The following is a 25,129-nucleotide window of genomic DNA, read 5'->3' on the forward strand; positions in this document are numbered from 1 at the left end:
GCTGCCGGTATGAGCATTAGTTGATCATGTTCCTATCCAGGAGTGTTCGGCGCCAATCTTTATCTGGAGTTGGTGAAGAAGTGATAGGTAGTGCTCCTTCATCTTTTTTATCTGATTACCCAGCAGGTCCGGCGGAGTAATACCCTTGCTCGCATAATATTGGCGCGCTTCACGTTCAATATCGACTATCGGTCCGGATGAGACCAGCTTACCGTCGACAATCTTCGATTCTTTAGCCAACCCATCGAGGCCCAGATGGTACATGTCAGGTCTTTTTGACTGGAGCACGTCATCAAACATTGTTGGGCCTACCGTCTCGAAAATCTTACTTTCGTAGGTGCGAAATTCAGAGGTGTATTGGATTTCCCCTCCGGGGCCTCTGGTGACGGTGGGGCGGTTGCTTTCAAAGTAAGCTTTGTTAGCGGAAAATCGCTTATTCATCTCCGCGATCATATCGTTAATAACCGGATTGCCAGGCTGTGTCGCAAAGTTACTGGTGTTGTAGAAGGGTTTGTAGTCCGTAATAGTATGGGCGACGGGTCTGTTAAGCAGAATGTCGCTGGAGCCCGCCTTCAATGCGGTAGCGCCAATATTGACTGGAATCGCATCATCGGTGTCGAGGTAAATGCCTCCGTATTTATTCATCAGTGGGTAACGGGCGACATCCGAAGTGGCGGCGAGATTTTTACCTTGCCCCTGTCGAAAATAGTTGTACATTTCAGTGTCTTTCAATTGTTTGAAAAAATCGTCCTCGTGCAGATTCATGACGCTTAGGCCAGGCGCTTGAGTGTGCAATTTGCTTTTGATTTTTTCGAACATCGCCGGGCTGTCCGCATCTACATGGATAATGGATTTATACCCAGGTGCATTGGCAGAGTTGTTGGCGATGTTTTCTATCAGGTTCGGCGGAATGTCACTGCCGGCCCAAAAGTAGTGAATCTGTTTGGGGATAGGGTGAGCATCTTTTGGAACCCGTAAAATTGTCGGAGGGGAAACATCAACATATTTAAACGCGCGGGCATCGACTTTTTTTGCGTGTTTAAACTCACTAAACGTTCCCCGTTGCCATTTTCCTTTGCCACTCCTCCAGAAGTAATCCTGATCTTGGGCACCGCTTGCTGGTTTGAGGTTGCTGGATTTCCACGTACCGGCATAGATGTTGAAGGTGACATCATGTTCTACGCCCTTGTGGTTCAGCGAATAGGGGCGTGTCGGGTTTCCCGTCAGGTGGATATCGTCCAGCGGGATTAAGTAGGTATTTTCTCCGGGGTTCCAGGGGTTGCCGCCCGCGCCCCCCAGGAGGCGGTCGGTTCTGGAGAGTGGTTCCCATCCGGAAAGCCCCAGATCCCTGACCGGTAGGTCAGGCCCAGTGCGCGTCGGATGCCGGATAACTCGCTGGCCATCCTTGAGGTGTGACTCATAAAACTTATCATCGATTTTTACATATTCTTTTTTACTGCGACCCACGTACACATTGGACTGTAAGCCTTTTGTCGATAACTCTTGGGGCGCAATGTACTTGACCTCATAGCCCAACAAATCGGCGTCCATCGACCTCACGTCACCATTGGCCGCGACCCGGCTCGGTTTGAAATCTGTCAGCGGCGGGCCGAAGGCACGTTTATTGATCGCGTCGTAGCGATGCCAATTACCTTGAAACAAAACCACGTTACCTTCGACCGTCTCTTGCCCCACGCTGAATGTGCCGGTTGCTGCCACGCCGTGCTGCTGACTGGCGGTCTTCACCACATCATTACTGCCGATCGAGTGCAGGCTATTGGGGTCATTCAACCTCGGCGTGTCAACGCTGAAATTGTCCAACGGCCTGCCGTATGCCTGCTTCGCGAGCGGATCGTAGGCGTACCACTTATTGGTCGCCTCATCGAATTTGCCCAGCGCTTTGCTTTCGCGTGTGCCATTAGCTGTTTTGAGTGTGCCTTCGGCGACGTCGGTTTTTTTCGCCAATTCAAGTAGATCGACACCTCGGTAAGAGCCGCGCAGATGTTTGACCCCCTTGATCGCTGTGCTGACGCCTCGATGCAGGCCGTTCGCCACGCCACGAACCAGGTCGGCAACCCCGTCCAATGGATTGAGTGCGCCCACGGTCGCGCGCCCTATAATCTTGGCGACCTGACCAACCTTGGCAACTGTCGATGCGCCGGCCGCCGCGACTTTCGCGCCTTTTGCCGCGGCTCCCAAGCCGACGGCGAAACCAAAGATATCGAAGGCAAGATCGACAACGCCCCCACCAACATTGCCGTTGGTAAAATTAACAATGGCTGACCGTAACGGGATCAGGTTGAGCGCGATCTCCTCAACGGTCTCATGCAGCGGTACTTCAGAGTCAAAGGTGGTTCTGCCCTTGGCGTACTTCTCCACCGCAGGCAAGTTGATATCCTCTACCAATGCATCAACGATGTATTGGGTTCTAGCGCTACTGAAACTATTGGGTGCGCCTTGTGCATCTTTGTTTTCATGGGTTATCCCCGCTGCATAGTGACCTGCGGGTTTTACCTCATCAAAACGTTTGCCTGCTTTTATAGAATGAACCGTCGGCTCATAGTCCCGATAAGTCTTGTCCGGCAGCTTGGTCACCGTCCCTTTTAGTCGGTCGATTTCATAGCTCATGCGCTGGCCATTGCGCTCGGTCTCGACCAGCAGAACACCGTCTGAAACACGCCTGGGCTGATCGGCGCGGTGGAACGACATTTCTTTGCGGATTGTTATTTTGCCAAACTCCAGATTCTGCCGATCCTCCAGCGGCTGTTTCGAAATAAGGTGCTTGAGCTGCGCGGCGGTCGTTTTTTTGACGGCACTGGAGTAATCCGAGAACGTCTCGTTGAATATCTCCGTCGGGCGCGGTAGTTCGTTAAGCCGTTCCAGCACATCGCTAATGCTGAACCCGTCCGAGGAGGACACCCATGCGCTGGGACGACCGTCCGGCCGCAGAGTGACGCCGCCAAATGTCAGTAGGTTCACGAAACCACGGCCCGCTTCCCCCCAATTATCCGCTGAGTCCGGTGCGCCTTTGAGTCCTCGACCATCGATATACATGTCCAGTATCGAGTAAGGCCCGGGGAAGTGTCGGTTGGAAGGCTGCAGGGTGATAGTTTTTTCTTCGAACAGTTCCGGGTCGACGTGAGGCAGCGCTACTTTTAACTGTTCCAGCGCAATGCCCCTCGTCGTCGGCATTTGCCCGATGTGCGTTTGCGCAGCCTCTCTCAACTCTCGAATCTGCGCGCTGTAGGCCTCGCGGGCAGTCGTCATTGAGGCATCCGTCGACGGGTAATCCATACCGTTGGCAACGCTCCAGTGTTTGATTGCGTCGGTCTGGGCGACATATTCGACAGTGCGTTCGTCGTCAGAGATCGGCGCAACGCTGGCTTCGAGCATAACGTCGGCGTAGCTCATCGACGCCGTGTTTCCTGGCGCTTTCGCTTCGATTCGGGCAACCGCCGTGGCAAGACTGACCCAGCTGTGGGTGCCCACGACGACGCCTTCCGGGATGTCCTTGATCAGGAATTCCGGTGCCCGGCTGGCCAGTAACAGGTGAGCCTGAATCGTGGCTTTTTCCGGGGATGAGGCTTTGCCTTTGGCGACCAGGTGATCCTCCAGCTCCTTGACAACCGTCGACGGTGATTTGCCCGAGTTCTCCGCCGAGACCAGCCGATAGCCTTCAATTTGACCAGGGGCTTGGTGATCGACGTCGTCGCCAGAGACGCTGGCGCTTTCGCTGTTCAGGGCCGTGAGCAGCCAGTCAGAAGCACTGCCTTTGACACCCCGCGTCTCGAACGCAGTTTGAATGGCCTCACCCAGCGCCTTGCCTCTGGGCGATGTGATCCAGGTATCGATCAGCCGTCGCGGGTTACTCTGTTCCGCCGCGGAAATTGTCCTGCCGCTCAGCAGGTAGTCCAGGACATTTTTTGACGGTCCTAAGTCAATATCGCCAATTTTGCCCGTACCAATATCTGCCTTCAGCTGTTGCAGGTCTCCCTGATCCAGCGGCACAGGCCAAGCCAGCGCTCCGCCGAGGTTACCGTGTGCCGGCATCTTGGGCGCTGGGGTTGAGAGGGCGGTTGCGAGGTTCTCCAGCTGTTCGTGATGGGTGGGAATATGCCAGCCATGATCTTCCAGGAATTGCACGAGGCTGACCCTGTTCGATTGGCTAGCACTGATGGGTTGGTAGGTGCTCGGGGAAGACAGAGAGAGCGTCCGCTTCTTCAATTCGCCCGGGATTTGCTCGGGATTGCGGATGTCCACGGACTTTGCCAGGTGCCGCAGCTCGTTGATGGCCTCATGCCGATTCAGCACATCGCCCACCGTGGCTTCCTGTTTTTGGAGCGCGTCCGCGCTACGCGATTCAATCAAGCCTGCCGCGCTGCTCGGGTCGAGAGGTGAAAAACCTTGGTCCCGGTCGAGCTCTTCAGCGCGCCTGCGCATCGCCGGCCCTGTAAGGTCTTGCCGCTCTTGATAAAACCGCCCCACCATAAACCAAGGTGCGGATTCACTGAGATCACTTGCCGGCGGCGTGAAGGCCGTATCCTCGTGGCCCGCGTTGATCACACGCGCGGCCTGGAGGATGGGGCCGCTGATCGCGCCCCAGCGCCTGTCGTCTTGCCCGACGGTATGCAGTTTCTGTTCGGGATCAACCGAAGGCTTGAGCTTGAAGGTGATCGTTCCCGATTCCGGTTTGAGTGTTATCGACTCAGCATTAATACCTTTGTCACGCATCCACTGAACGACGTCAGGTGATCGAAAGGCGGCACGCAACTGCCCCCACCACCGACCGAATGAGGAATCGGCAGGTATCGGGCGGATGTTGATATTGCTCTCGCGATTGGCCGCCAGCAGCAACGCAGTACTGTATTCGGCCGCCAATGCGCGATCGCCTTCGGTACGAGCGTCGCCTGCCGACTCGGTGGGGGCAGGGGCTTCGCGTTTGTGTCTGGCGAGTGGCAGGTGGGATAGGGCGAATGGCTGGGGTTGTGCGGTGATGTGCGTGGAAACACTGGTCATGAGGTCTGTCGCCTGAGGTTACGAGATGACGCCAGGGGGGCAGTGCCCGTGGCATTAACCGTGTGTAGCGACAGAAGCGGTCTTGATTCCTTCGTTCAGCCAAAACACCGTTACCCGGTATTACGCAGTGCCAGGCGCAGGTGCGGTTCACCCTGCTTACAGGCGTTCGCGCAACAGACGTTTTCGGTTCGGTATGAATACACTCAAACGAGTGTATGGAAGGCAAGGGCGGCGCGCCGCCCTTTTACCCTGCAGTGCTACTCAGAGCTTGACGCTGCTGATCACTTGGGTAGCGTCATCCGGATTGGTGACGGTGTGGAAGCCCAACGCGTTGGTCAACTCACGCAACGGGGTGTTGCTCGCTTCATCCACGGTGTACATCGACGTGAAGTTGTTTGCTTTCGCCGCGGTCATCAGGTGTTGCATCAAAATGTGCCCAAGTCCCAGGTGCTGCCAAGGGTCCGCCACGGTGACCGCGCATTCGCATTCGTGCTCTTTGGCCGCGGCATAGCGCGCAACGCCGATTTCGATCAGTTTGCCGTTGTCATGCACCAGGGCAATAAACGCCACGCGTTGCTGATTGTCGACATCCATCAATTGATCGAGCAGGGTCTTGCCGGGCTCGTTGATTTCGCCGAGGAAGCGCGCGTGCCGGGACTCGCGAGACAAGCTCTTGATGAAGTTATATTCGCGGTCCCGGTCTTCGATTCTCAGCGGGCGCACCAGCACATGGCGGCCGTCATTGAGCTTATCGATCCAGTGCGGTTCCGGGCTTGTTTTATAGGCGATGGCGGCTTGTCTGTTGTGCTCTTCGACGGTAAGCATGGTGTGAGCTCCGAGGTTTGGGGGCGACAGGAGCGGCCCCCTGTTGCTTCGGTTCTACGCCTTTGCCGACAGATAAAGCTGATTTGGATCAGATGAGGCCCTGTTACTCGGGACCATGCCGATGACAGCCGGATATGAACGTCTTGAGTTTCGCCAGGTCGAGAATCTCGACATTGCGTGCGCTGATATGCACCAGGCCCAGTTTGCGTAACTGCGCAATGCTGCGGCACACCGTCTCCAGGCGCAGGCCCAGATAAGAGCCGATCTCTTCTCGTCTCATGCGTAATATAAAAGATCGCGATGAATAACCACGCGTACTCATACGCATTGATATATTCAATACAAATGCACAAAGCCGCTCATCGGCGTTCATATTACCCATCTGCAATAACATGCCGTGATCACGCACAATTTCGCGGCTCATGATTTTGTTCAAGTTATGTTGCAACGACGGTATTTGACCGGCCAGTCGCTCCAGTTGGTTGAAGTGCAGAGGGCACACTTCGCTGTCTTCCAGCGCAATCGCGTTGCAGGCATGGGCATCGGCACTGATGGCGTCGAGGCCGAGCATTTCCCCGGCCATCTGGAACCCGGTGACTTGCTCGCGACCATCCATGGACAGTATGCAGGTCTTGAAGAATCCGGTACGCACGGCGTAAAGCGAGCGTAACGGATCGGCGGTGCGATACAGCGAAGCACCTTTTTTGACTTTGACGCGTTGTGGAATCAATGTGTCCAGGCGACCCACTTCGATCTCGGTCAAACCCAGGGGTAAACACAACTCTAAAACGCTGCAGCTCGCGCAGGTTGTTTTTAAATGTTGGACTTGTACAAGAACTGGAGTTGACTTCATCACAAAAGCCTCTTGCACACACACATATATATTCCTCCTACTTAACATCCAAATATTGGAGAAAGATAGGTGCATGTTTCATATATTTGACCGCTGATCGCTTTCGAGTGTGATGAGTCTCGTTATGCCCCCTCAATGAATGCCTTTGACATGCCCTCGCTGCGAGTGTGCAGCGAGGGTGTGCATACGATTGCCGCGCTCAGTCGAGCACTTCCGGTTTAACCATCCACACGCTGCAAGGCATTTTGTACAGCAGCGTCTCGGCTGTACTGCCGAGCAGGCGCGATAGGCCGCGATGACCGACGCGGCCCATGACGATCACATCGACGTTGTAGGCATCGGCATAGCTGGACAGCACTTTCGCCGGGTTACCCAAGATCATATGGCGCTGCGCCGGCGGAATACCGTTGCGCGCGGCCAAGTCATTGAAGGCCTGCCCCTGTTCGTCGAACAGCCGTTTGGCGGCCACCGAAGAGAAGAACCCGGCACCGCTGCCGAATCCATACTCCTGAGCGCCGAGATCGGACAGGTCATGAGCATAAATCACCTCGACCTCGGCATCGCAGGCTGTCGCCAGTTTGACGGCTTCATGCAGGATGCGGTCGTTAAGGCTGTCGTAGTGCTCGTCGTGATGGAACGGGTCGACGGCCGCCACGATCTTGCGCGGTAACGCATGGGGCGCACCGCTGACAAAATGCAGTGGCACCGGGCATTCGCGAATCAGATGGACGTCCAGCGGCGTAAACATCAAGCGCGACAGCAGGGACTCATGCTCCAGCGCCTTGATCACCACGGCCATGGGCTCTTCCTTAAGACGAATCAGAATCTCCTGCAGCGGGCGCTCCACCCACGCCACTTCGGTGGTGACGGTCAGGCCGAGGTTGCGCAAGGGCCTGGCCTGATCCTCCAGCCACTGGTGATGGCGCTCTACATAGCCAATTCGCATCTGTTCCAGGGCCTGCTCGTTGACCAGGCCGGCGGTAGCCAGGCCTTCCAGGTAATCGAAGGCGAGGATGTGCAGCGCCGCGCCTTCAGCCTTGGCCAGGGCGGCGGCCCGGTCGAAGGCGGGGCTGTGTTCCATCAGTGGCGAAACCAGCAGTAAGAAACGTGCTTGAGCAGACATGGGCAATCTCCCTTGGGTAACCAGCAGATAGCATCGGGCAATGATACTTACTCTAGATCATGGCGCCGGGCGCCGGCGCCGGTTTGACTTGCATCAAGTCGCCTTGAGCCAGGGCACGCTCAGCGACATCCGGCCGGGTGTCTCGATCAATCAGAGGATTGTTGATAATGATCAACCCCCGTGTTGTCATCGCGGTGCAGTCTGGATGTCATTCAGGCTTTTCCAGACGCAGGAGGTCACGCCGTGGCAACCATGAGAGCAGCTGTCTTCGTTGAAAAAAACCGCATCGTCCTCGACGACAAACCCATCCCCGAAGTCGGCCCGCTGGATGCGTTGGTGCGTATCACCACCACGACCATCTGCGGCACCGACGTGCATATCCTGCGCGGTGAGTACCCGGTGGCTAAAGGGCTGACCGTGGGCCATGAACCGGTGGGCGTGATCGAGCGGCTGGGCTCCCAGGTGCGTGGTTTCGTTGAGGGGCAGCGGGTGATCGCCGGCGCCATCACGCCCAGCGGGCAGAGTTATGCCTGCCTGTGCGGCTGCGGCTCCCAGGACGGCCCCGACACCCGGCATGGCTTTCGCGCGGCCGGCGGCTGGAAGTTCGGCAATACCATCGACGGCTGCCAGGCCGAATACGTGCTGGTCCCCGATGCGCTGGCCAACCTGTGCCCGATTCCCGATGGGCTGAGCGACGAACAAGTGCTCATGTGCCCGGACATCATGTCCACCGGCTTTTCCGGCGCCGAGCGCGGTGAGGTGACCATCGGCGACACCGTCGCGGTCTTCGCCCTCGGGCCGATCGGCCTGTGCGCGGTGGCGGGCGCCCGGCTCAAAGGCGCGTCGATGATCATCGGTGTCGATGGCGTCAGCGAGCGCATGAACGTCGCCCGCAGCCTGGGCGCCACCCATATCGTCGACTTCAAGAAAGGCAATGTGGTCGAGCAGATCATGACCATCACCGACGGCCGTGGGGTTGATGTGGCGATCGAGGCCCTGGGGACCCAGGGTACGTTCGAGTCGGCATTGCGCGTGCTGCGTCCGGGAGGGCGGGTCTCCAGCCTGGGGGTCTACTCCAGCGACCTGCGCATTCCCTACGACGCGTTCAGCGCGGGGTTGGGGGATTACAGCATCGTGTCGACCCTGTGCCCTGGCGGCAAGGAACGCATGCGCCGTTTGCTCGCCGTGGTGGCCAGCGGCGGGGTGGATCTGTCGCCCCTGGTGACGCACCGTTTCAAGCTCGACGATATCGAGGCCGCCTATGAGCTGTTTGCCCATCAGCGCGACGGTGTCATGAAGGTCGCGATCACGCCCTGAAGGCGCCTGTAAATGACGCAAACCCTCGGGCTGGCCGGTGCCGCCGCGGCGCTGGGCATCGGCATGCTGATCGGCCTTGAGCGCGAACGCCACAAGGGCCAGGGCGAGTTGCGCGCGTTTGCCGGTTTGCGCACCTATTCGATTACCGCGTTATTGGGCTACGTCTCGCAGCAAGTCGGCGGTGGCCTGTTGCTGGGCCTGATCGCCGGGTGTCTGGCTGTGATCGTCAGTACCGCTTACTGGAAGAGCCGGGACAACGACCCGGGGATCACCAGTGAAGTCGCGTTGCTCACGGTGCTGCTGCTGGGCGCCTGGTGTGGGGTCGCTCCCGAACTGGCCACGGCCGTCGGCGTGGTGGTGGCCGGCCTGCTGGCCTATCGCGACAAGTTGCACAACTTTGCTCGCAGTCAATTGACCGATGTGGAAATGCGCGACGGCCTGTTGCTGTTGGTCGTTGCGCTGGTGGTCCTGCCGTTGGCGCCGGATCGCTTTATCGGCCCCTACGGCGCGCTGAACCCGCGCACCATCTGCACGTTGACGGTGTTGTTGATGGCGGTCGGCGCGGTGGGGCACGTGGCGGTGCGCGCGCTGGGGCCACGTTATGGCTACGTCGTGAGCGCCATTGCTTCGGGGTTCGCCTCCAGTACCGTGACCGTTGCTGCCATGGGCCAGATGGTCGCCAAAGAGCCGGAGCACCTGCGCATCCTCGCGGCGGCGGCCATTTTCTCGAATATTGCGACGGTGGCCCAGGCGGCGCTGATCCTCGGCACCGTGGAACCGGCGCTGCTGTCGCAGATGGCCTGGCCGCTGCTCGCCGGGTTTGCCACCACCGCGTTGTACGGTGTGTGCCTGATGTGGCACGCGCCGACGGCGGCGGCCAGCCAAACCATCAAGGTGGGCGGCGCATTCGACCTCAAGCTGGCGCTGATCATGGTCGTGACCCTGACCGGCATTACCTTCTTGTCGTCGCTGATGCTCCATCACTTCGGCCAGGTTGGCGTGATATTGACTGCCACCTTGAGTGGCTTTGCCGATGCCCACGCGTCCATCGCCTCGATCGCGGCCCTGGCCACCAGCGGCCAACTGTCCCTGGAGGCCGCGTCCATCCCGGTGTTGCTCGCGGTCAGTTGCAACGCGCTGAGCAAGTGCGTGGTGGCCGGGGTCAGCGGCGGTCGTTACTTCGCGGTGTATGTGATCGTCGGCCAGGTCTTGCTGGTCGGCGCGATGTGGCTGGTCACATGGGCCGGCTGATGCTCCGTCAGGCAGGGATTTCCAGGGTCGCCCGCAGGCCGCCGGCCGCCAGGTTTTCCAGGCTGACCTGGCCGCCCAGGCGTTGGGCGATGGTTCGTACGATGGTCAGGCCCAGGCCTGCGCCTTGGGCATTGCCACGGCTGTAGAAGCGTTCGAACAGGCGCTCGCGCTGGTTTTCGTCGATGCCAGGGCCCTGATCGTCGACGGTAAGGGCAAAACGCATGGCGTTCTTGCGCAAGCCCACGGTGATCACCCCGTGTTCCGGGGAGAAATTCGCGGCGTTGGTCACCAGGTTGGTCAGGGCGATATTGATCGCGGCGGTATCGGTATTCACCGGGCACGGGCCATCCTCGACGTCGAATACCAGCTCAAGGCCTTTGCTCAACAGCCACGGGGTCAACTGAATCAGGGTTTCGCGCACCGTTGTCGCCAGGTCGACGGCCTGCAGCGGCGGTTGCCCGGCGCTGGGCTCCAGGCGCGCCATGGTCAGCAATTGGTTGACCAGGCGGCTGGTACGGTCGACGCCGGCGATCAGAAAGGCCAGGGACTCGCGCCGTTCGGTTTCTGTGCCGGCTTCCAGCAGGTTCTGGGCATGCACGCGCAATACCGCCAATGGTGTACGCATCTCATGGGCCGCATCGGCAATAAAGCGCCGTTCGCGGCCGAGCATTTCCTGGATCTGCGCGAGCATGCGGTTGAGCGCCGCCTGCATCGGCTCAAGCTCCGTGGGCAGCGGCGTCAGTTGCATCGGTTCGAGCGAGCCCGAATGCCGCGCACGCAGGGTGGCGGCCATGTCGGCCAGGGGCTTGAGGCCCCAGCCGATCGCCAGCCAGACCATCGCCGCGAGAATCAGGCTGCCCAGCACGTTGGGCCACAAGGTATGCCGCACGATGCGTTGCACCAGGTCGGCGCGCACGTCGTCGCGCTCGCCCACCCAGATCCGCAGGCCGTTGTCCTTGTCCTTGAGCACAAAGCCGCGCCATTGACGGCCGTTCAGGTCTTCGACGTTGCTGAAGCCCGGCTGGGTGGGCGCGGGGACAAATGACGGGGCGCTGGCGGTGAACACCAGCAGTTCGCCCTTGGGGTTCCACACCTGGAAGGCGACTTTGCTTTCGTAGGGGTGCCCATCCACCTTGGGCATCGCTTCGCCCAAGGCTTTGTTGAACGCGCGGTACAGGTCTTCCTGGTCCTGGCTGGCCAGCGGCATGCTCATCACGCCCTGGAGCAGGCGGGCGTTCTGCGCCAGTTGCGCGTCATAGACTTCGGCGATTTCGTGATTGCTGTCATGCAGGTTGAGCGCGCTGATCAGCAGCAGGCCGACGAGCAGCAGGCCGATGATCAGGGTCAGGGTTCGCCGTCGTATAGAAGTCATCCGCGCTCCTCAACCAGATAGCCGACGCCGCGAACGGTGCGGATCAGCTCGCTGGAGAACTTCTTGCGCAGGTGATGGATATGCACTTCCAGGGTGTTGCTTTCAGCTTCTTCGTTCCAGCCGTAGAGCAACTGCATCAACTGGTCGCGGGTCATGACGCGGCCCGGTGGCGACAGCAGTTCGTGCAGCAGTTGGTATTCCTTGGGGGTGAGCAGCACCGGTTCGCCGTGGTAGCTGACCTGTTGCGTGCTCGGGTCCAGGCAGATGCCCGCGTGTTCGATCATCACCCGTGCGCGCCCGGCGCTGCGGCGCAGCAACGCGCGCAGGCGCGCCTTGAGTTCGGCCAGGTCGAAGGGCTTGATCAGGTAATCGTCGGCGCCGGCGTCCAGCCCGGCGATCCGGTCTTCGGTGGCATCCCGTGCCGTGAGGATCAGCACCGGCAGGTTCGAGCCGCTGTCGCGCAAGCGGCGCAGCACCTCCAGCCCATCCATGCGCGGCAGCCCGAGATCGAGCACCGCCACGTCAAAGGTTTCGCTGAGCAGTGCATGTAATGCACTGCTGCCATCTTTGAGCCAATCAACGGTGTAGCCCTCTCGCACCAGCGCCTGGTGAATACCTTCACCCAATGCTTCGTCGTCCTCGATCAGTAATAGGCGCACGCGGACTCCTGTCAGTTGAGTTTTTTGTTGATGTCGGCCAGCACGCTTTCGATCTCTTTGCGCCGTCCGGCATCGGCGGTTTCCCGGCCCGGCCGTGGAGCGGCGAGCAAGGCTTTTTGCAGGGCCTCGCGGGCTTCGCTGTAGCGTTTCTGCCGGTACAGGTGGTCCCCCCAGAAATACAGACTATCTATGCCCGTCGGGTTCAGTTGCAAGGCCTGTTTGAGTAACTGGTCAGCCTTGTCGGCATCGCCGAAGCCGATCGGCCAGCCGGGAACCCGATCATACAATGCGGCGAGGCTGGTGTAGGCCGAGCCTTGCAGGGCCTTGGGGTCGAGGGCGAGGGCTTTTTCCAGGTCGACCTTGGCCGCCTTGACCTTGCTCAACGCGCCAAGCCCGCCCTGGGCACCGGCCCAGCTGCTGCTGACGATGCCGGACCAGATCCAGGCCTCGGCCGCTTGAGGGCGCGCCTGGGTGAAGGCTGTCGCCTGGGCGGCGAGTTGCTCAAAGGCCTTGGTGCGCTGTTCCTCGGGCAAGTTGTATTGAATATGGGCCCAGCGTGTCTGGATCTCGGTCAGGCGTTGCTGGTCGGCGCTGTCCAGCGCCCAGGTGAGTGGGCTCAGGGCGGTGAGCAGCAGCGCGGCGATGAGGCGTTTCATGGGTTCAGATCCTTTTTCACGGGTTTATCGCTCAGGCGGCGGACCAGCGGCAGTTGTTTGCGCAAGCCTCGGTCGACCAGGTTCGGCAGCAGGCTGTTGAGGCGCACAAAAAAGCGCTCCGGCCAGCCCAGGTAAAGGTCGCGGCGGTCGTTGGCAATCGCTTTGATCACCGCGGCGGCCACGCTGTGCGGGTCGTCGACGTTGGATTTGAGCGCATCGTTCAAGGCTTGCGCCGCGGGGCTGTTCATGCGCGTATGGGTGGCACGCGGCGCGACGTACAACACGCCGACCCGCGTATCGGCCAGTTCCCGGCGCAGGGCTTCGGAAAACCCGCGCAAGGCGAACTTGGTCGCGCAGTAGGTGGCATAACCGGGGTAACCGATGGAGCCGTAAGTGGAGCCGACGTTCACCACCATCGCGCTCGCGGCTTGCTTGAGCATGGGCAGCAGCAGCTTGGTCAGGCAGATCGGCGCGGTGATGTTCAACGCGAGCATGCCGTTGATCTCGTTTTCGTCGAGCTGTTCCAGCATGGCGAAGTGGTTGATCCCGGCTGCGTTGATCAGCAAGTTGACGCCGCCGATGGCTTGCGCGGCGGCCAGCACCTTGCGCCGGTCGTTGAGGAAGGTCAGGTCGGCACCGACCCAGCACAGTTGTTCCGGGTACTGCGCCAACAAGGCTTCCAGCGGTTCGCGATGACGCGCCACGGCCAGCACATGCGCGCCACTGGCGCACAGTGCGGTGGCAATCGCCAGGCCAATGCCACCGCTGGCGCCGGTCAGCACCACACGGGCTTCAGACAGGCGCATGGGGAGCCTCCCCGCTACGCGACAGGTTGCGGAACATGTCGGTGTACAGCGCGTACACGACTTTGGAGGCGCGGATCACGGCGGCCTGGTCTTCGGGGTCGTCCAGGCTGTTCATCAAGCGGCGGTACGTTTCCATGTGCCCGATGTCCAGGGCACCGTGGGAGCTCAGGTAGCTGAACGCCGTCTCCGGCAGTTGCAGATGATCGCGGATGCTGCCGGCGGCGTGGGTGGCCAGGGCGATGCTGGTGCCTTCCAGTACATTGACCATGCCGAACAGGCCGACCGGGTTGTCACGGGCGATCAGGTCGTAGAGGTAGCTGACCATCAACTCGATGGGCAAGCCCGGGCGTCCGTCACGTACCGCGTCGCGGTCGCCGCCACAGGCCTCGATGTCATCGAGCACCCATTGCTCATGGCCATATTCATCCTCGATGTAGTCGCTGACTGCCTTGCGCAACCACTCCAGGCGCGAGGGCAGGCGCGCACCGCAGGCCATCATCAACGGCACGGTGTGGCGCACGTGGTAGTAAGCCTGGGCGAGGAATTCACGGTAGCTCTCCAGGCTGACCTTGCCTTCCAGTGCATCACGGATGATCGGCAGGCTGAACAGGGCCTGGCGTTCTTGTTGGGTGGCGTCTTGCAGTGTGTCGAAAAAGTTCACGATGAAGTTTCCTCGTTGAGTGCAGGGGCAAGTTGGGATTGATAACGCGCGACGATGGCGTCACGCCGTGGCCGGCCATTGGCGGTGAGCAAGCCGTTGGCGGCGGTGAACGGTTCTTCCAGGCGCGTCCAGCGATGCACCTGTGCGTAGTCGGGCAGGCCGCTGTTGGCCAGGGCCACAGCGGCGGCCAGTTGGGCGTCGGAGCAGTCGGCGCGATGAGGCCACAGCAGCGCGTGGTTCTGCGGCAGGGCTTCGCCATAGACGAAGGCCTGGGCGATGGCGCCGCCCTGGGTCAGTTCGGCCTCGACCCAGTCCGGGTTGACGTTGCGCCCGTAACTGGTGACGAACTGATGCTTCTTGCGGCCTTTGAGGTAGAGAAAACCGTCGTCGTCGAACGCGCCGAGGTCACCGCTGGGCCACCATTGTTCGGGCTGTTCGGTCTGGCCCAGATAGCCGAGCAAGGTCGAGCCTTTGATCAGCACCTCGTTGTCTTCGGCGAGGCGGATCTCCACATGGGGCAGCGGCTGGCCAACACTGCCGGCGCGCTGGGCGCCGGGCCGGTTGAGGCACACCACCGAGGCGCATTCCGACAGGCCGTAGCCTTCGAACACCGGCACGCCCAAGTGCTGCGCGCGCAGCAGCAAGGCCTTGGAGACCCGCGCACCGCCCACCGCGGCAAAGCGCAGGCCTTGCGGATTGAAGGCTTTCTGCTCGGCGGCGATGACCAGCATCAGCAGCAACTGCGGAACCAGGATCAGGCTGTGGGGTTGGCGCACCGCCAGGCAACCGAGCAATTGCGCGGCGTCCACCGCACTGGCGCCCTGGATGCCCAGGCTCTTCTGGCTGGGCAGGCTCAAGGTGGCGCCGGCATACAGCGCGGCGTAGCAACCCAGGTTCTCGAGCAGGATGGCAAGCGGCAATAATGACAGGTGATGGCGCGGGTCGCTGGCATGGCTGGCCTGGTACAACTCGCGGGCCACCCGCAGTACGCTGTCGGCGCTCAGGCACACGCCTTTGGGCGTGCCGGTGGTGCCGGAGGTAAAGGTCACCTTGGCCGTGCCCAGGGGCATTGAAGGGCGGCCGTCGAACGCGCGGCACCAGAAGTCACCGGTTTTGCGGTAACCGCCAGCGTGCAATTCGGCGTCCAGGTAGGGCTCGGCGATCACGCGCTCGGCGTGGCTCTGTTCCAGGCAGTGGGCGCGTTGGGTCGGGCTGAAGAACGGCGGCAGGGTCAGGCAGGTCAAGCCTTCGAACAGGATCGCCAGGTCCCACAGCATGGCCTCGATGCCATTGTCCAGGGCCAGCGCCACCACCTTCACGCCTTCATCGCGCAGGCGTTCCTGTCGAGCGGTCACCTCGGCGAACAGCGCGGTGTAATCCATCTTCAAGGTGTCGCCCCACAGGGCGACGGCGCCGTCATTGCGTTCGGCATAGCCGCGAAGAACAGCGTGGAAACGGCGGGTTTCAGGCGACATGGCTGGCATCCTCAATCGTGGTCGGCAACCCCAGGCGCGAGAACAGGCCCATGTTGCGCAGATGGATGAAGCCGGCGCGGATATTGCCGACATGCACCCAGGGTTGGCTTTCGTAATAACTGCCCCAGTGATGGCGCTCATCGCCCAGGCGCTGCGGGTCGGCGGCGCACAGGGTGACGGGCTTCAGACCGAGGCGATGGAAACTGTTGACCAGGCCGATATTGCCGGTGAACGCCACCCACTCCAGGCCGGCCATCGCCAGCAACCAGGTGATGGCGATGATGCTCAGGCGCGCACTGCCGGTGTCGCTGGCGGCCAGGTTGCCGACTTCGGCGATGGCCCGGCGGTCTACCGGTTGCGCGGCGGCGGCGCTGATCAGCGGCTCGATCGGATGGTCGAGGTAGCGCTCCAGGAACAACGGCTCGGCGCTCGCCAGGCGCACCCCGGCGACGGCGCAGAGTTCACCGTTGGCCTGGCTGACGCCAAACAGCTGCGGCATGAAATGACGGATATCGGCACCGTGGGCAATCCGAAAGCGCTGCTGGATGAAGGCTTCGAAGGCCGGGCGTTGGGGGTCTTGGGGCAGTGCTCGGGAAAGGCACAGCGATGCGCTGTCGGCTTGGCCGAACAGCAGGGGCAGGGGGATCTTCCAATCGATACTGGGCATTGGCGTTATGCCTCCCAAGTGAAGTTGGGAGGAGTATCGAGGGCGTTTCTTAACGAAGTCTGAAGGTGCTGAAAATGATCGTTTCAGCGATCTTCAGATTGTCTTAAGACTAGCCGGGCAGGGTGATCGCGACTTTATCAAGGCCGGGTTCGGCCCCACCCCCTGCACAAGGTGCCTTTTCTATGAGCGAAAACCTGATGACAGCGCGCTACTCAAGGCTGTCGATGATTCTGCACTGGTTGATGCTGGCGTTGTTTGTCGGCGTGTACGGTTGCATCGAAATCAAAGGTCTGTTGCCCCGCGGGCACGCACTCAAGGGGCTGTTCCTCGGCGCCCATGCGCTGTTCGGTATCGGGATTTTCCTGCTGGTCTGGCTGCGCCTGCTCGGGCGCCTGACGCCGCGCCCACCGATCGTGCCGCGCCCGCCGGCCTGGCAGACGGGCATGTCGCACCTGATGCACCTGGCGTTGTACGGCCTGATGATCGTCACGCCGCTGCTGGCCTGGCTGATGCTCAACGCCGCAGGCAAACCGGTGCCGTATTTCGAGTTTTCCTTGCCGACCCTGGTCGCAGCGGACCCCGACCTGGCCAGGCAGTTCAAGCACTGGCATGAATGGTTGGGCAGCGCCGGTTATTGGCTGATCGGCCTGCACGCCGCCGCCGGTTTGTTCCACCACTATTGGGTGCGGGACAACACCTTGCTGCGCATGCTGCCAAAACGTTAAGAACGCTGAGGTTGCGGTTAAGTCGCTTGATGAAACGTTTCATCAAGCGACAAACGGGCTACGCAAGCGCTTGCGTAAGCAAATCTATCTGATTAGAGTCGGTGGTGATCGGCTCTGATCCAAGGAGCGCGAATACAAAAATAATAAATTCAGGAGCTCAGTCATGAGCCTCGAACCCTTGCTTGAAATGCAGGGCATCAGCAAAACCTTCAACGGTTTGCGCGTGCTCAAGAATGTCAGCCTGAAAGTCTACCCCGGCGAAATCCACGCCTTGATGGGGGAGAACGGCGCCGGCAAATCCACCCTGATGAAAATCCTCTCCGGCGCTTACCAGGCCGACCCGGGCGGCACCATCCGCATCGCCGGCCAGCCTGTCGCCACGTTCGACCCCGCCACCGCCAAAGCCCTCGGCATCGCCGTGATCTATCAGGAACTGAGCCTGTGCCCGAACCTGAGCGTGGCCGAGAACATCTACCTGGGCCGTGAACTGCGCCGTGGCTGGACCATCGACCGCCAGGGCATGCAGGCCGGTTGCGTGGAAGTGCTGCAACGCCTGGGTGCCGAGTTCACCGCGGCGACGCGGGTCAGCAGCCTGTCGATTGCCGAACGCCAATTGGTGGAAATCGCCCGCGCCCTGCATGCCCACGCCAAGATCCTGGTCATGGACGAGCCCACCACGCCGCTCTCGTCGCGCGAGACCGACCGCCTGTTCGCGCTGATCAAACAGCTGCGAAGCCAGGGCCTGGCGATCATCTATATCAGCCATCGCATGGCTGAGATCTACGAACTGTCGGACCGGGTTTCTGTGCTGCGCGACGGCCAGTACATCGGCGAACTGACTCGCGACGCGCTGTCGGCCGAGGTATTGGTGAAGATGATGGTCGGCCGCGACCTCTCCGGTTTCTACAAGAAGGAACACGCGGCCTATGACCCTGGCGCGGTGGTGATGCGCGTGCGCGACATGGCCGACGGCAAACGCGTGCGCAACTGCAGCTTCGACCTGCATGCCGGCGAAGTGCTGGGCATCGCCGGCCTGGTGGGGGCAGGGCGCACCGAACTGGCGCGGCTGATCTTCGGCGCCGACCCGCGCACCGGCGGCACCCTGGAAGTGGTGGGCAAGACCGTCACCCAACTGCGCACCCCGGCCGACGCGATCCGCGCCGGCGTGGTGTACCTCACCGAAGACCGCAAGGCCCAGGGCCTGTTCCTGGACATGAGCGTGGCCGACAACATCAATGTCTGCGCCTGTGTGCCGGACGCCCATGCCGGTGGCGTGCTCAATCGACGGCATGCCGTGCAACGCTCGCAGGACGCGATCAAGTCGCTGTCGATTCGCGTGGCGTCGGGCAAGGTCAACGTCGGCGCGTTGTCCGGCGGCAATCAGCAAAAGGTCTTGTTGGCGCGGCTGCTGGAGGTCAAGCCGCATGTGCTGATCCTCGACGAACCCACGCGCGGCGTGGACATCGGCTCCAAATCCGAGATCTACCGCATCATCAATCAACTGGCGCAGGCCGGTGTAGGCGTCGTGGTGATTTCCAGCGAGTTGCCGGAAATCATCGGCACCTGCGACCGCGTGCTGATCATGCGCGAAGGCCAGTTGGTGGCCGAAGTCGGCGGGGCTTCGGGCCACGTCATTTCCCAGGAACGTATTATTGACCTCGCCACCGGTGGCGATCAGGTGGCTGCCCATGGCTGATTCGAACAACACAATGACCCTCCCGCCAATCGGCAAGGCCGAGCGGCTCAGGGAACTGATGCGCAGCGTCGGCATGTTGCCGGTACTGGTCCTGCTGCTGGTGGGCTTTGCCCTGGCCAGTGAAAACTTCCTGACGGTGCAGAACCTGTCGATCATCACGCAACAGGCCTCGGTCAACGTGGTGCTGGCGGCGGGCATGACCTTTGTGATCCTCACTGCCGGCATCGACCTGTCCGTCGGTGCGATCCTCGCAGCGTCCGCTGTGGTGGCGTTGCAGGCCTCGATGTCGCCGCAGTTCGGCATGTTCGGGATTGCCGCCGGGATTGGCTTTGGCCTGTTGCTGGGCCTGGTCAACGGTGGGTTGATCGCGTTCATGCGCTTGCCGCCGTTTATCGTCACCCTCGGCGCGCTGACCGCCATGCGCGGCCTGGCGCGTTTGCTGGCCGACGACAAGACCGTGTTCAACCCCGACCTGCCGTTTGCCTTTATCGGCAATGACTCGATCCTCGGCGTGCCGTGGTTGGTGGTGATCGCGGTCGCGGTGGTTGCGTTGTCGTGGTTCATCCTGCGGCGCACGGTGATGGGCGTGCAGATCTATTCGGTGGGCGGCAACCCGGAAGCGGCGCGGCTTTCCGGGATCAAGGTGTGGAAGGTGCTGCTGTTCGTCTACGCGATGTCCGGTGCGTTGGCCGGGCTTGGCGCGGTGATGAGTGCTTCACGCCTGTTCGCCGCCAATGGCCTGCAACTGGGGCAATCCTACGAGCTGGATGCGATCGCCGCGGTGATCCTCGGCGGCACCAGCTTTACCGGCGGCGTCGGCACCATTGGCGGCACGCTGATCGGCGCACTGATCATCGCGGTACTGACCAATGGCCTGGTGCTGCTGGGCGTCTCGGATATCTGGCAGTACATCATCAAGGGCATCGTGATCATCGGCGCGGTCGCGCTGGATCGCTATCGCCAGTCCGGTGCGCGGACCTGAGTTCACTCCTACAACAATCACAAGAGAGACCCACATGAACCTAAAACACATCTTTCCCGTCATTGCCTTGGCTGCCCTGATGTCCCAAGCCGTGGAAGCGCGTGAATTGAAAGCCCTGGGCATCAGCATGGGCTCGCTGGGCAACCCGTATTTCGTGACCCTGGCCGACGGCGCCACGGCCCGCGCCAAGGAGCTGAACCCCGGCGTCAAGGTCACGTCGGTGTCGGCCGACTATGACTTGAGCAAGCAGTTTTCGCAGATCGACAACTTCATCTCGTCCAAGGTCGACCTGATTCTGATCAACGCCGTCGACCCCTCCGCGATGGCCTCGGCGATCAAGAAAGCCCGTGACGCCGGTATCGTCGTGGTGGCGGTGGACGTGGACGCCAAGGGGGTCAACGCGACCGTCCAGACCGACAACGTCGAAGCCGGCAAACTGGCCTGCCAATTCCTGGTGGACAAGCTCGCGGGTAAAGGCAACGTGATTATCCAGAACGGCCCGCAAGTGACCGCCGTGACCGACCGCGTCAAAGGTTGCAAGGCCGCCTTGGCCGCTGCGCCGCAGATCAAGGTGCTGTCCGATGACCAGGACGGCAAGGGCTCGCGTGAAGGCGGCCTGAACGTGATGCAGGGCTACCTCACGCGTTTTGCGAAAATCGACGGTCTGTTCGCGATCAACGACCCCCAGGCCATCGGCAGCGACCTGGCGGCCAAGCAGCTTAAACGCAGCGGTATCATCATCACCTCGGTAGATGGCGCGCCGGATATCGAGAATGCGCTGAAGACCGACACCCAGATCCAGGCGTCCTCCAGCCAGGACCCATGGGCCATGGCGCAGACGGCGGTGAACATCGGCAATGACCTTCTCAACGACAAGGCGCCGGCCGAAACGGTTACGCTGCTCACGCCCAAACTGATCACCCGCGACAACGTCGCGACGTACAGCGGTTGGTCGAGTAAACACTGAGTCATTGAGGGGGGACAGCGCCGTGGTCACCATGGATGACGTCGCAAGCAGAGCGGGGGTGTCGACGTCAACGGTGTCCCATGTGTTGAACGGCACCCGCAAGGTCAGCCCGGCCACGGTGCAAGCGGTGCAGCGCGCGATCCAGGAACTGGGTTATATCCCCAACACCCTGGCGCGTTCGCTGGCGCGTTCGAGCACCAACACCATCGGCGTGGCGATCTCGGCGCTGTCCAATCATTACTTCAGCGAAACCGTACACGCGATCGAAACCGAATGCGCCAAGCACGGCTACATGATGCTGTTCGTCGATACCCACGACGACCCGGAGCAGGAGCTGCGGGTGGTCACGGCGCTGCATCACCGGCGCGTCGACGGCATTGTATTGGCGCCCTCGAACGGTTCGCTGGCCCTGGAGTATCTACGGGCCAGCGAGATTCCGGCGGTGCTGGTGGACCGGATGATGAGTGAAAAATTCGATCAGGTCGGGGTGGCGAATACCCAGCCCACCCAGGCGCTGATTGCCCACCTGATCGCCCATGGGCATCGCCGAATCGGCTTTATCGCCGGGCGCCTGGGGTTCAGCACCACGGATGAACGGGTGGCCGGTTACCGCGCGGCATTGGCGGCCGCGGGGCTGGCGTTCGATCCGCAACTGCTGGTCAACGGCGGCTCCAACACCGAACCGGCACGCCAGGCCACGGTGCAGTTACTGGGCCTGGCTGCGCCGCCGACCGCGATCATGGCCGGCAACAACCTGATGACCCTCGGCGCCATGCAGGCCTTGCGCGATGCACATATCGAGGTGCCGGCGCAGATGGCGCTGGTGGGCTTCGATGATTTTGATTGGGCGGATTTCTTTGTGCCGCGTCTGACGTTGATCGCCCAGCCGGTCCAGGCGCTCGGCGCTCGTGCGGTCAACCTGTTACTGCAACGCATGGCCGCACCCGATGCGCCGACCCGCAGTGTGCGTCTGGAGCCGACCCTGCAAATACGTAACTCCTGTGGCTGTGATTGATTGGAATGACTCGCGTATGAACACTGCTGTTTCCCTCGGCATCGACCTGGGCACCTCGGAACTCAAAGCCATCCTGATGGACGCCAGCGGCGCGGTGCTGGCTCAGGCCGGCGTGCGCTTGAGCGTCTCGCGCCGGCACCCCGGCTGGTCCGAACAGGCGCCGCAAGACTGGTGGCAAGCCTGTTTGCAGGCGCTGGATGTGTTGCGCGCTCATGAATCGTTTGCCGGTGTGGCGTGCATCGGCCTGTCTGGGCAAATGCACGGCGCGGTATTGCTGGGGGATGACAACCGCGTGTTATACCCGGCGATTCTGTGGGACGACTCGCGCGCGGTGGCCGAAGCGGCACAGCTCGGCCCAGGGTTTGCCGACGTCACCGGCAGCTTGCCCATGGCCGGCTTGACCGCGCCGAAACTGCTCTGGCTGCAACGGCATGAGCCCGAAGTGTTCAAGGCCATCGATTGCGTGCTGTCGCCCAAGGATTACCTGCGCCTGCGCTTGAGTGGGGAGCGCGTCAGCGAGATGTCCGATGCGGCCGGAACGCTGTGGCTGGACGTGGCCAATCGTCAATGGTTCAGCCCCATGCTGCGGGCCACCGGCCTGGCGCCGGAACAAATGCCCAGGCTGGTGGAGGGCGGTGCGGCAAGCGCGTGTCTGACCGCCCGCGAGCTGGGTTTGCGCGCCGAGGTGGTGATTGCCGGCGGCGGTGGCGACAACCCGGTTGCGGCGGTCGGCATCGGCGCGATCAATGCCGGCGACGGTTTCATCACGTTGGGCACCAGCGCGGCGATTGTCGCGATCACCGACCATGCGGCGGGCAACCCGGCCAGCGCGGTACACAGCTTCTGCCATGCGCTGCCCGACCGTTGGTACACCATGGGCGCGATGCTGGCCGGCGCCAGTTGTTTGCGCTGGGTCACGCGCCTGACGGGCATGCCGGACGAACAGGCGCTGTTGGATCAGGTCCAGGCCCAGTTGCCCATCGGCCAATCGGTGCCGCTGGACACGCCGTTGTTCCTGCCGTACCTGGCCGGCGAACGCACCCCGCATAACGACCCCTTATTGCGCGGCGGCTTTATGAACCTGGGCCACGACTGCACCCCGGCGATGCTGGGGTATGCGGTGATGGAAGGCGTGGGTTTTGGCCTGCTCGACGCGTTGCGCGCGGTGCAATCGAGCGGCGCCGACGTCACCGCCTGTGCGCTGGTGGGTGGCGGCGCGCGCAGTGAGTATTGGGCGCAGTTGCTGGCCAACATCCTGCAGCGGGAAATCTTCACGCTGCACGGCAGTGAACTGAGCGCGTGCATCGGCGCGGCGAAGTTGGGCTTTTTGGCCATCGGGCAGGGCGCGGCGTTGCTCGCGGCGGGCATGCCGGTCAAGGCGCGGTATGTGCCGGACGTGGCGCAACAGCCGGTGCTGGAGGCGCGTTATCGCAAGTTTCAGGGGCTGTTGGGCGCGGCCAAGGCTCTGCACGGCTGACTTGATCCGGCCCTGTGGGAGGGAGTTTGCTCCCGATAGCGGAGTGTCAGTCACCGCATAAGTGCCTGAACCGCTGCTATCCCCACCTAAGGTTTGTCGGCGTTAGTCCGTCAGCGGTGGCAGGCGCCGCTTCACTGGGGTTTTCTTGACGATGGCGGTGTTGGTCTCGGCATAGACGTTGAGCCGATCCAGCAGACTGTCGAGGTGGTCCATGGTGCGTACATGCAGGCGTGCGATGAAGCAGTCCTCGCCGGTGACTTTGTCGCATTCGGTGAATTCGGGGATGGCCTGGATCTGCCGCTCCACTTCCTGCAATTGGCCGGGCAGGGGACGGATACGCACGATGGCTTGCAGCAGGTAGCCGAAGTGTTTGGGGTCGATGTCGACCGTGTAATGGGTCAGCACGCCGCGCTCTTCCAGGCGGCGCAGGCGTTCGCCGACGCTGGGCGAGGACAGGCCGGTGATGCCGGCCAGGGCCTTGAGGGACAGCCGGGAGTCGTCCATCAAAGCGCCGATCAGTTGTTGGTCGATGGTGTCGATCATGGTGTGCGCCTAATAAATAAAGGTCATTGAGGCTTTTCGCCTTTTTTAGGCGCTGGAGCCGCGGCGAACCAGCTTGCCATAATTGAGCCTCACTTGAGGAGTCTCAATCATGGATACATCCATCCGTCGCGGGTCGTGGGAAATGGTCGCCGCCATGCTGATCTCGGGCACCATTGGCTGGTTTGTACTGGTGTCGGGCGTATCGGTGCTCGAAGTGGTGTTCTGGCGCTGCGTGATCGGGGCGCTGACATTATTGCTGGTGTGCGCGCTGCTCGGGTATCTGCGCCGGGACTTGCTCAGTTGGGCCGGGCTCGGCCTGGCGATGCTCAGCGGAGTGGCCATTGTCGGCAACTGGTTGCTGCTGTTCGAATCGTATTCCCGCGCGTCCATCGCCATCAGCACTGCGGTGTACAACGTGCAGCCGTTCATGTTGGTGATGCTGGCGGCGCTGTTTCTCGGTGAAAAGCTCAGCGTGCCGAAGCTGGCGTGGCTGAGTGTGGCATTCCTCGGGATGCTGGCGATTGTCAGCGCCCATGGCAATCAGCCAACCGGCGACGATTACCTGGCCGGTATCGCCCTGGCCCTCGGCGCGGCGTTTCTGTATGCGCTTGCCGCGCTGATCATCAAGCGTCTGAAGGCAGTGCCGCCGCATTTGATCGCGCTGATCCAGGTCACGACCGGTGCGTTGTTACTGGCGCCGCTGGTGCCGTGGCACAGTCTGCCGGTGGCGCACAACGCCTGGGCGGCCTTGTTGACGCTCGGGGTGGTACACACCGGTTTGATGTATGTGTTGCTGTACGGGGCGATCCAGAAGTTGCCGACGGCCATCACCGGCGCGTTGTCGTTTATCTACCCGATTGCGGCGATTCTGGTCGACTGGATTGCCTTCGGGCATCGCCTGGGTTGGCTGCAATGGCTGGGTGTCGCGGCGATTCTGTTGGCTGCCGCCGGGTTGCAAAGGGGCTGGTGGTGGCGCCCCAAAGCGGTGGTGCAAGTGCAGTGATCGAGAGCGGGCGCGCCGTTGCAGCGCGCCCGCGGTTCGA

Annotated in this window: 21 protein-coding genes; 9 read left to right on the forward strand and 12 right to left on the reverse strand. The window is 61.5% G+C overall.

All coding sequences use genetic code 11. The annotated features are described in order from the left end of the window. Nucleotides 1-24: 24 nt before the first annotated feature. From LQ249_RS14725 to LQ249_RS14740, 4 genes are all read right to left on the reverse strand, one after another. Nucleotides 25-5,016 carry a glycosyltransferase family 32 protein gene (locus LQ249_RS14725; protein ID WP_201022225.1) on the reverse strand — a complete coding sequence of 1,664 codons (4,992 nt, stop codon included), beginning with the start codon at nucleotides 5,014-5,016 and terminating at the stop codon, nucleotides 25-27. A 261-nt stretch (nucleotides 5,017-5,277) separates the two neighbouring features. Next, nucleotides 5,278-5,841 (reverse strand): GNAT family N-acetyltransferase, encoded by a 564-nt coding sequence (locus tag LQ249_RS14730; protein ID WP_046383356.1) that lies wholly within the window; start codon nucleotides 5,839-5,841, stop codon nucleotides 5,278-5,280. Nucleotides 5,842-5,944: 103 nt separating this feature from the next. Next, complete coding sequence (locus tag LQ249_RS14735; RefSeq protein ID WP_032804245.1) at nucleotides 5,945-6,694, reverse strand: helix-turn-helix domain-containing protein; 750 nt, start codon at nucleotides 6,692-6,694, stop codon at nucleotides 5,945-5,947. Nucleotides 6,695-6,893: 199 nt separating this feature from the next. Further along, nucleotides 6,894-7,817 (reverse strand): universal stress protein, encoded by a 924-nt coding sequence (locus tag LQ249_RS14740; protein WP_046383358.1) that lies wholly within the window; start codon nucleotides 7,815-7,817, stop codon nucleotides 6,894-6,896. Nucleotides 7,818-8,060: 243 nt separating this feature from the next. Between LQ249_RS14740 and LQ249_RS14745 the strand changes: the two genes are divergently transcribed. Both LQ249_RS14745 and LQ249_RS14750 read left to right on the forward strand, forming a co-directional pair. After that, the gene (locus LQ249_RS14745; RefSeq protein ID WP_090234857.1) at nucleotides 8,061-9,134 is read left to right on the forward strand and encodes an NAD(P)-dependent alcohol dehydrogenase; all 1,074 of its coding nucleotides are present in this window, start codon (nucleotides 8,061-8,063) and stop codon (nucleotides 9,132-9,134) included. Nucleotides 9,135-9,146: 12 nt separating this feature from the next. Further along, the gene (locus LQ249_RS14750) at nucleotides 9,147-10,385 is read left to right on the forward strand and encodes an MgtC/SapB family protein (protein ID WP_079443751.1); all 1,239 of its coding nucleotides are present in this window, start codon (nucleotides 9,147-9,149) and stop codon (nucleotides 10,383-10,385) included. Between the two features lie 7 nt (nucleotides 10,386-10,392). On the opposite strand, the gene LQ249_RS14755 is transcribed toward LQ249_RS14750, so the two are convergent. From LQ249_RS14755 to LQ249_RS14785, 7 genes are read right to left on the reverse strand one after another with little or no spacing between them, the layout of a single operon-like run. After that, nucleotides 10,393-11,757 carry a sensor histidine kinase gene (locus LQ249_RS14755; RefSeq protein ID WP_232566594.1) on the reverse strand — a complete coding sequence of 455 codons (1,365 nt, stop codon included), beginning with the start codon at nucleotides 11,755-11,757 and terminating at the stop codon, nucleotides 10,393-10,395. After that, nucleotides 11,754-12,416, reverse strand: a complete 663-nt coding sequence (locus LQ249_RS14760; RefSeq protein ID WP_017845733.1) for a response regulator — start codon at nucleotides 12,414-12,416, stop codon at nucleotides 11,754-11,756. Before LQ249_RS14760 ends, LQ249_RS14755 begins: the two co-directional genes overlap by 4 nt. An 11-nt stretch (nucleotides 12,417-12,427) precedes the next feature. Further along, nucleotides 12,428-13,072 (reverse strand): tetratricopeptide repeat protein, encoded by a 645-nt coding sequence (locus tag LQ249_RS14765; RefSeq protein ID WP_046383362.1) that lies wholly within the window; start codon nucleotides 13,070-13,072, stop codon nucleotides 12,428-12,430. Next, on the reverse strand, nucleotides 13,069-13,878 hold the full coding sequence (locus tag LQ249_RS14770) for an SDR family oxidoreductase (protein WP_046383363.1): 810 nt from the start codon (nucleotides 13,876-13,878) through the stop codon (nucleotides 13,069-13,071). Before LQ249_RS14770 ends, LQ249_RS14765 begins: the two co-directional genes overlap by 4 nt. After that, nucleotides 13,865-14,539 carry a TenA family transcriptional regulator gene (locus tag LQ249_RS14775; RefSeq protein ID WP_126588362.1) on the reverse strand — a complete coding sequence of 225 codons (675 nt, stop codon included), beginning with the start codon at nucleotides 14,537-14,539 and terminating at the stop codon, nucleotides 13,865-13,867. Before LQ249_RS14775 ends, LQ249_RS14770 begins: the two co-directional genes overlap by 14 nt. Further along, nucleotides 14,536-16,014 carry an AMP-binding protein gene (locus tag LQ249_RS14780; protein ID WP_057004073.1) on the reverse strand — a complete coding sequence of 493 codons (1,479 nt, stop codon included), beginning with the start codon at nucleotides 16,012-16,014 and terminating at the stop codon, nucleotides 14,536-14,538. The genes LQ249_RS14775 and LQ249_RS14780 overlap by 4 nt, the downstream gene beginning before the upstream one ends. Next, complete coding sequence (locus tag LQ249_RS14785; RefSeq protein ID WP_057004074.1) at nucleotides 16,004-16,681, reverse strand: thermostable hemolysin; 678 nt, start codon at nucleotides 16,679-16,681, stop codon at nucleotides 16,004-16,006. Before LQ249_RS14785 ends, LQ249_RS14780 begins: the two co-directional genes overlap by 11 nt. A 182-nt stretch (nucleotides 16,682-16,863) precedes the next feature. Between LQ249_RS14785 and LQ249_RS14790 the strand changes: the two genes are divergently transcribed. From LQ249_RS14790 to xylB, 6 genes are all read left to right on the forward strand, one after another. Next, nucleotides 16,864-17,406, forward strand: coding sequence for a cytochrome b (locus tag LQ249_RS14790; protein ID WP_017845739.1), 543 nt, complete (start codon nucleotides 16,864-16,866; stop codon nucleotides 17,404-17,406). A gap of 163 nt (nucleotides 17,407-17,569) precedes the next feature. Further along, nucleotides 17,570-19,102, forward strand: coding sequence for a sugar ABC transporter ATP-binding protein (locus LQ249_RS14795; RefSeq protein WP_057004075.1), 1,533 nt, complete (start codon nucleotides 17,570-17,572; stop codon nucleotides 19,100-19,102). Nucleotides 19,103-19,115: 13 nt separating this feature from the next. Continuing rightward, nucleotides 19,116-20,084, forward strand: coding sequence for an ABC transporter permease subunit (locus LQ249_RS14800; protein ID WP_086005473.1), 969 nt, complete (start codon nucleotides 19,116-19,118; stop codon nucleotides 20,082-20,084). Nucleotides 20,085-20,118: 34 nt separating this feature from the next. Beyond that, nucleotides 20,119-21,051 carry an ABC transporter substrate-binding protein gene (locus LQ249_RS14805; protein WP_057004076.1) on the forward strand — a complete coding sequence of 311 codons (933 nt, stop codon included), beginning with the start codon at nucleotides 20,119-20,121 and terminating at the stop codon, nucleotides 21,049-21,051. Nucleotides 21,052-21,073: 22 nt separating this feature from the next. Beyond that, complete coding sequence (locus LQ249_RS14810; protein WP_232566595.1) at nucleotides 21,074-22,066, forward strand: LacI family DNA-binding transcriptional regulator; 993 nt, start codon at nucleotides 21,074-21,076, stop codon at nucleotides 22,064-22,066. 16 nt (nucleotides 22,067-22,082) lie between these two features. Continuing rightward, nucleotides 22,083-23,543: a xylulokinase gene (xylB, locus tag LQ249_RS14815; RefSeq protein WP_232566596.1), complete on the forward strand. Its 1,461-nt coding sequence runs from the start codon at nucleotides 22,083-22,085 to the stop codon at nucleotides 23,541-23,543. Between the two features lie 102 nt (nucleotides 23,544-23,645). Here the strand turns inward: xylB and LQ249_RS14820 are convergent, their stop codons facing one another. Beyond that, nucleotides 23,646-24,086 (reverse strand): Lrp/AsnC family transcriptional regulator, encoded by a 441-nt coding sequence (locus LQ249_RS14820; RefSeq protein ID WP_017845744.1) that lies wholly within the window; start codon nucleotides 24,084-24,086, stop codon nucleotides 23,646-23,648. 109 nt (nucleotides 24,087-24,195) lie between these two features. Here LQ249_RS14820 and LQ249_RS14825 point away from each other — a divergent pair, with 109 nt between their 5' ends. Continuing rightward, a complete protein-coding gene (locus tag LQ249_RS14825) occupies nucleotides 24,196-25,089 on the forward strand; it encodes a DMT family transporter (protein ID WP_057004079.1) in 894 nt (297 codons plus the stop codon). Nucleotides 25,090-25,129: the final 40 nt, after the last annotated feature.

It is taken from the genome of Pseudomonas sp. 7-41, assembly GCF_021233075.1.
Lineage (GTDB): Bacteria > Pseudomonadota > Gammaproteobacteria > Pseudomonadales > Pseudomonadaceae > Aquipseudomonas > Aquipseudomonas veronii.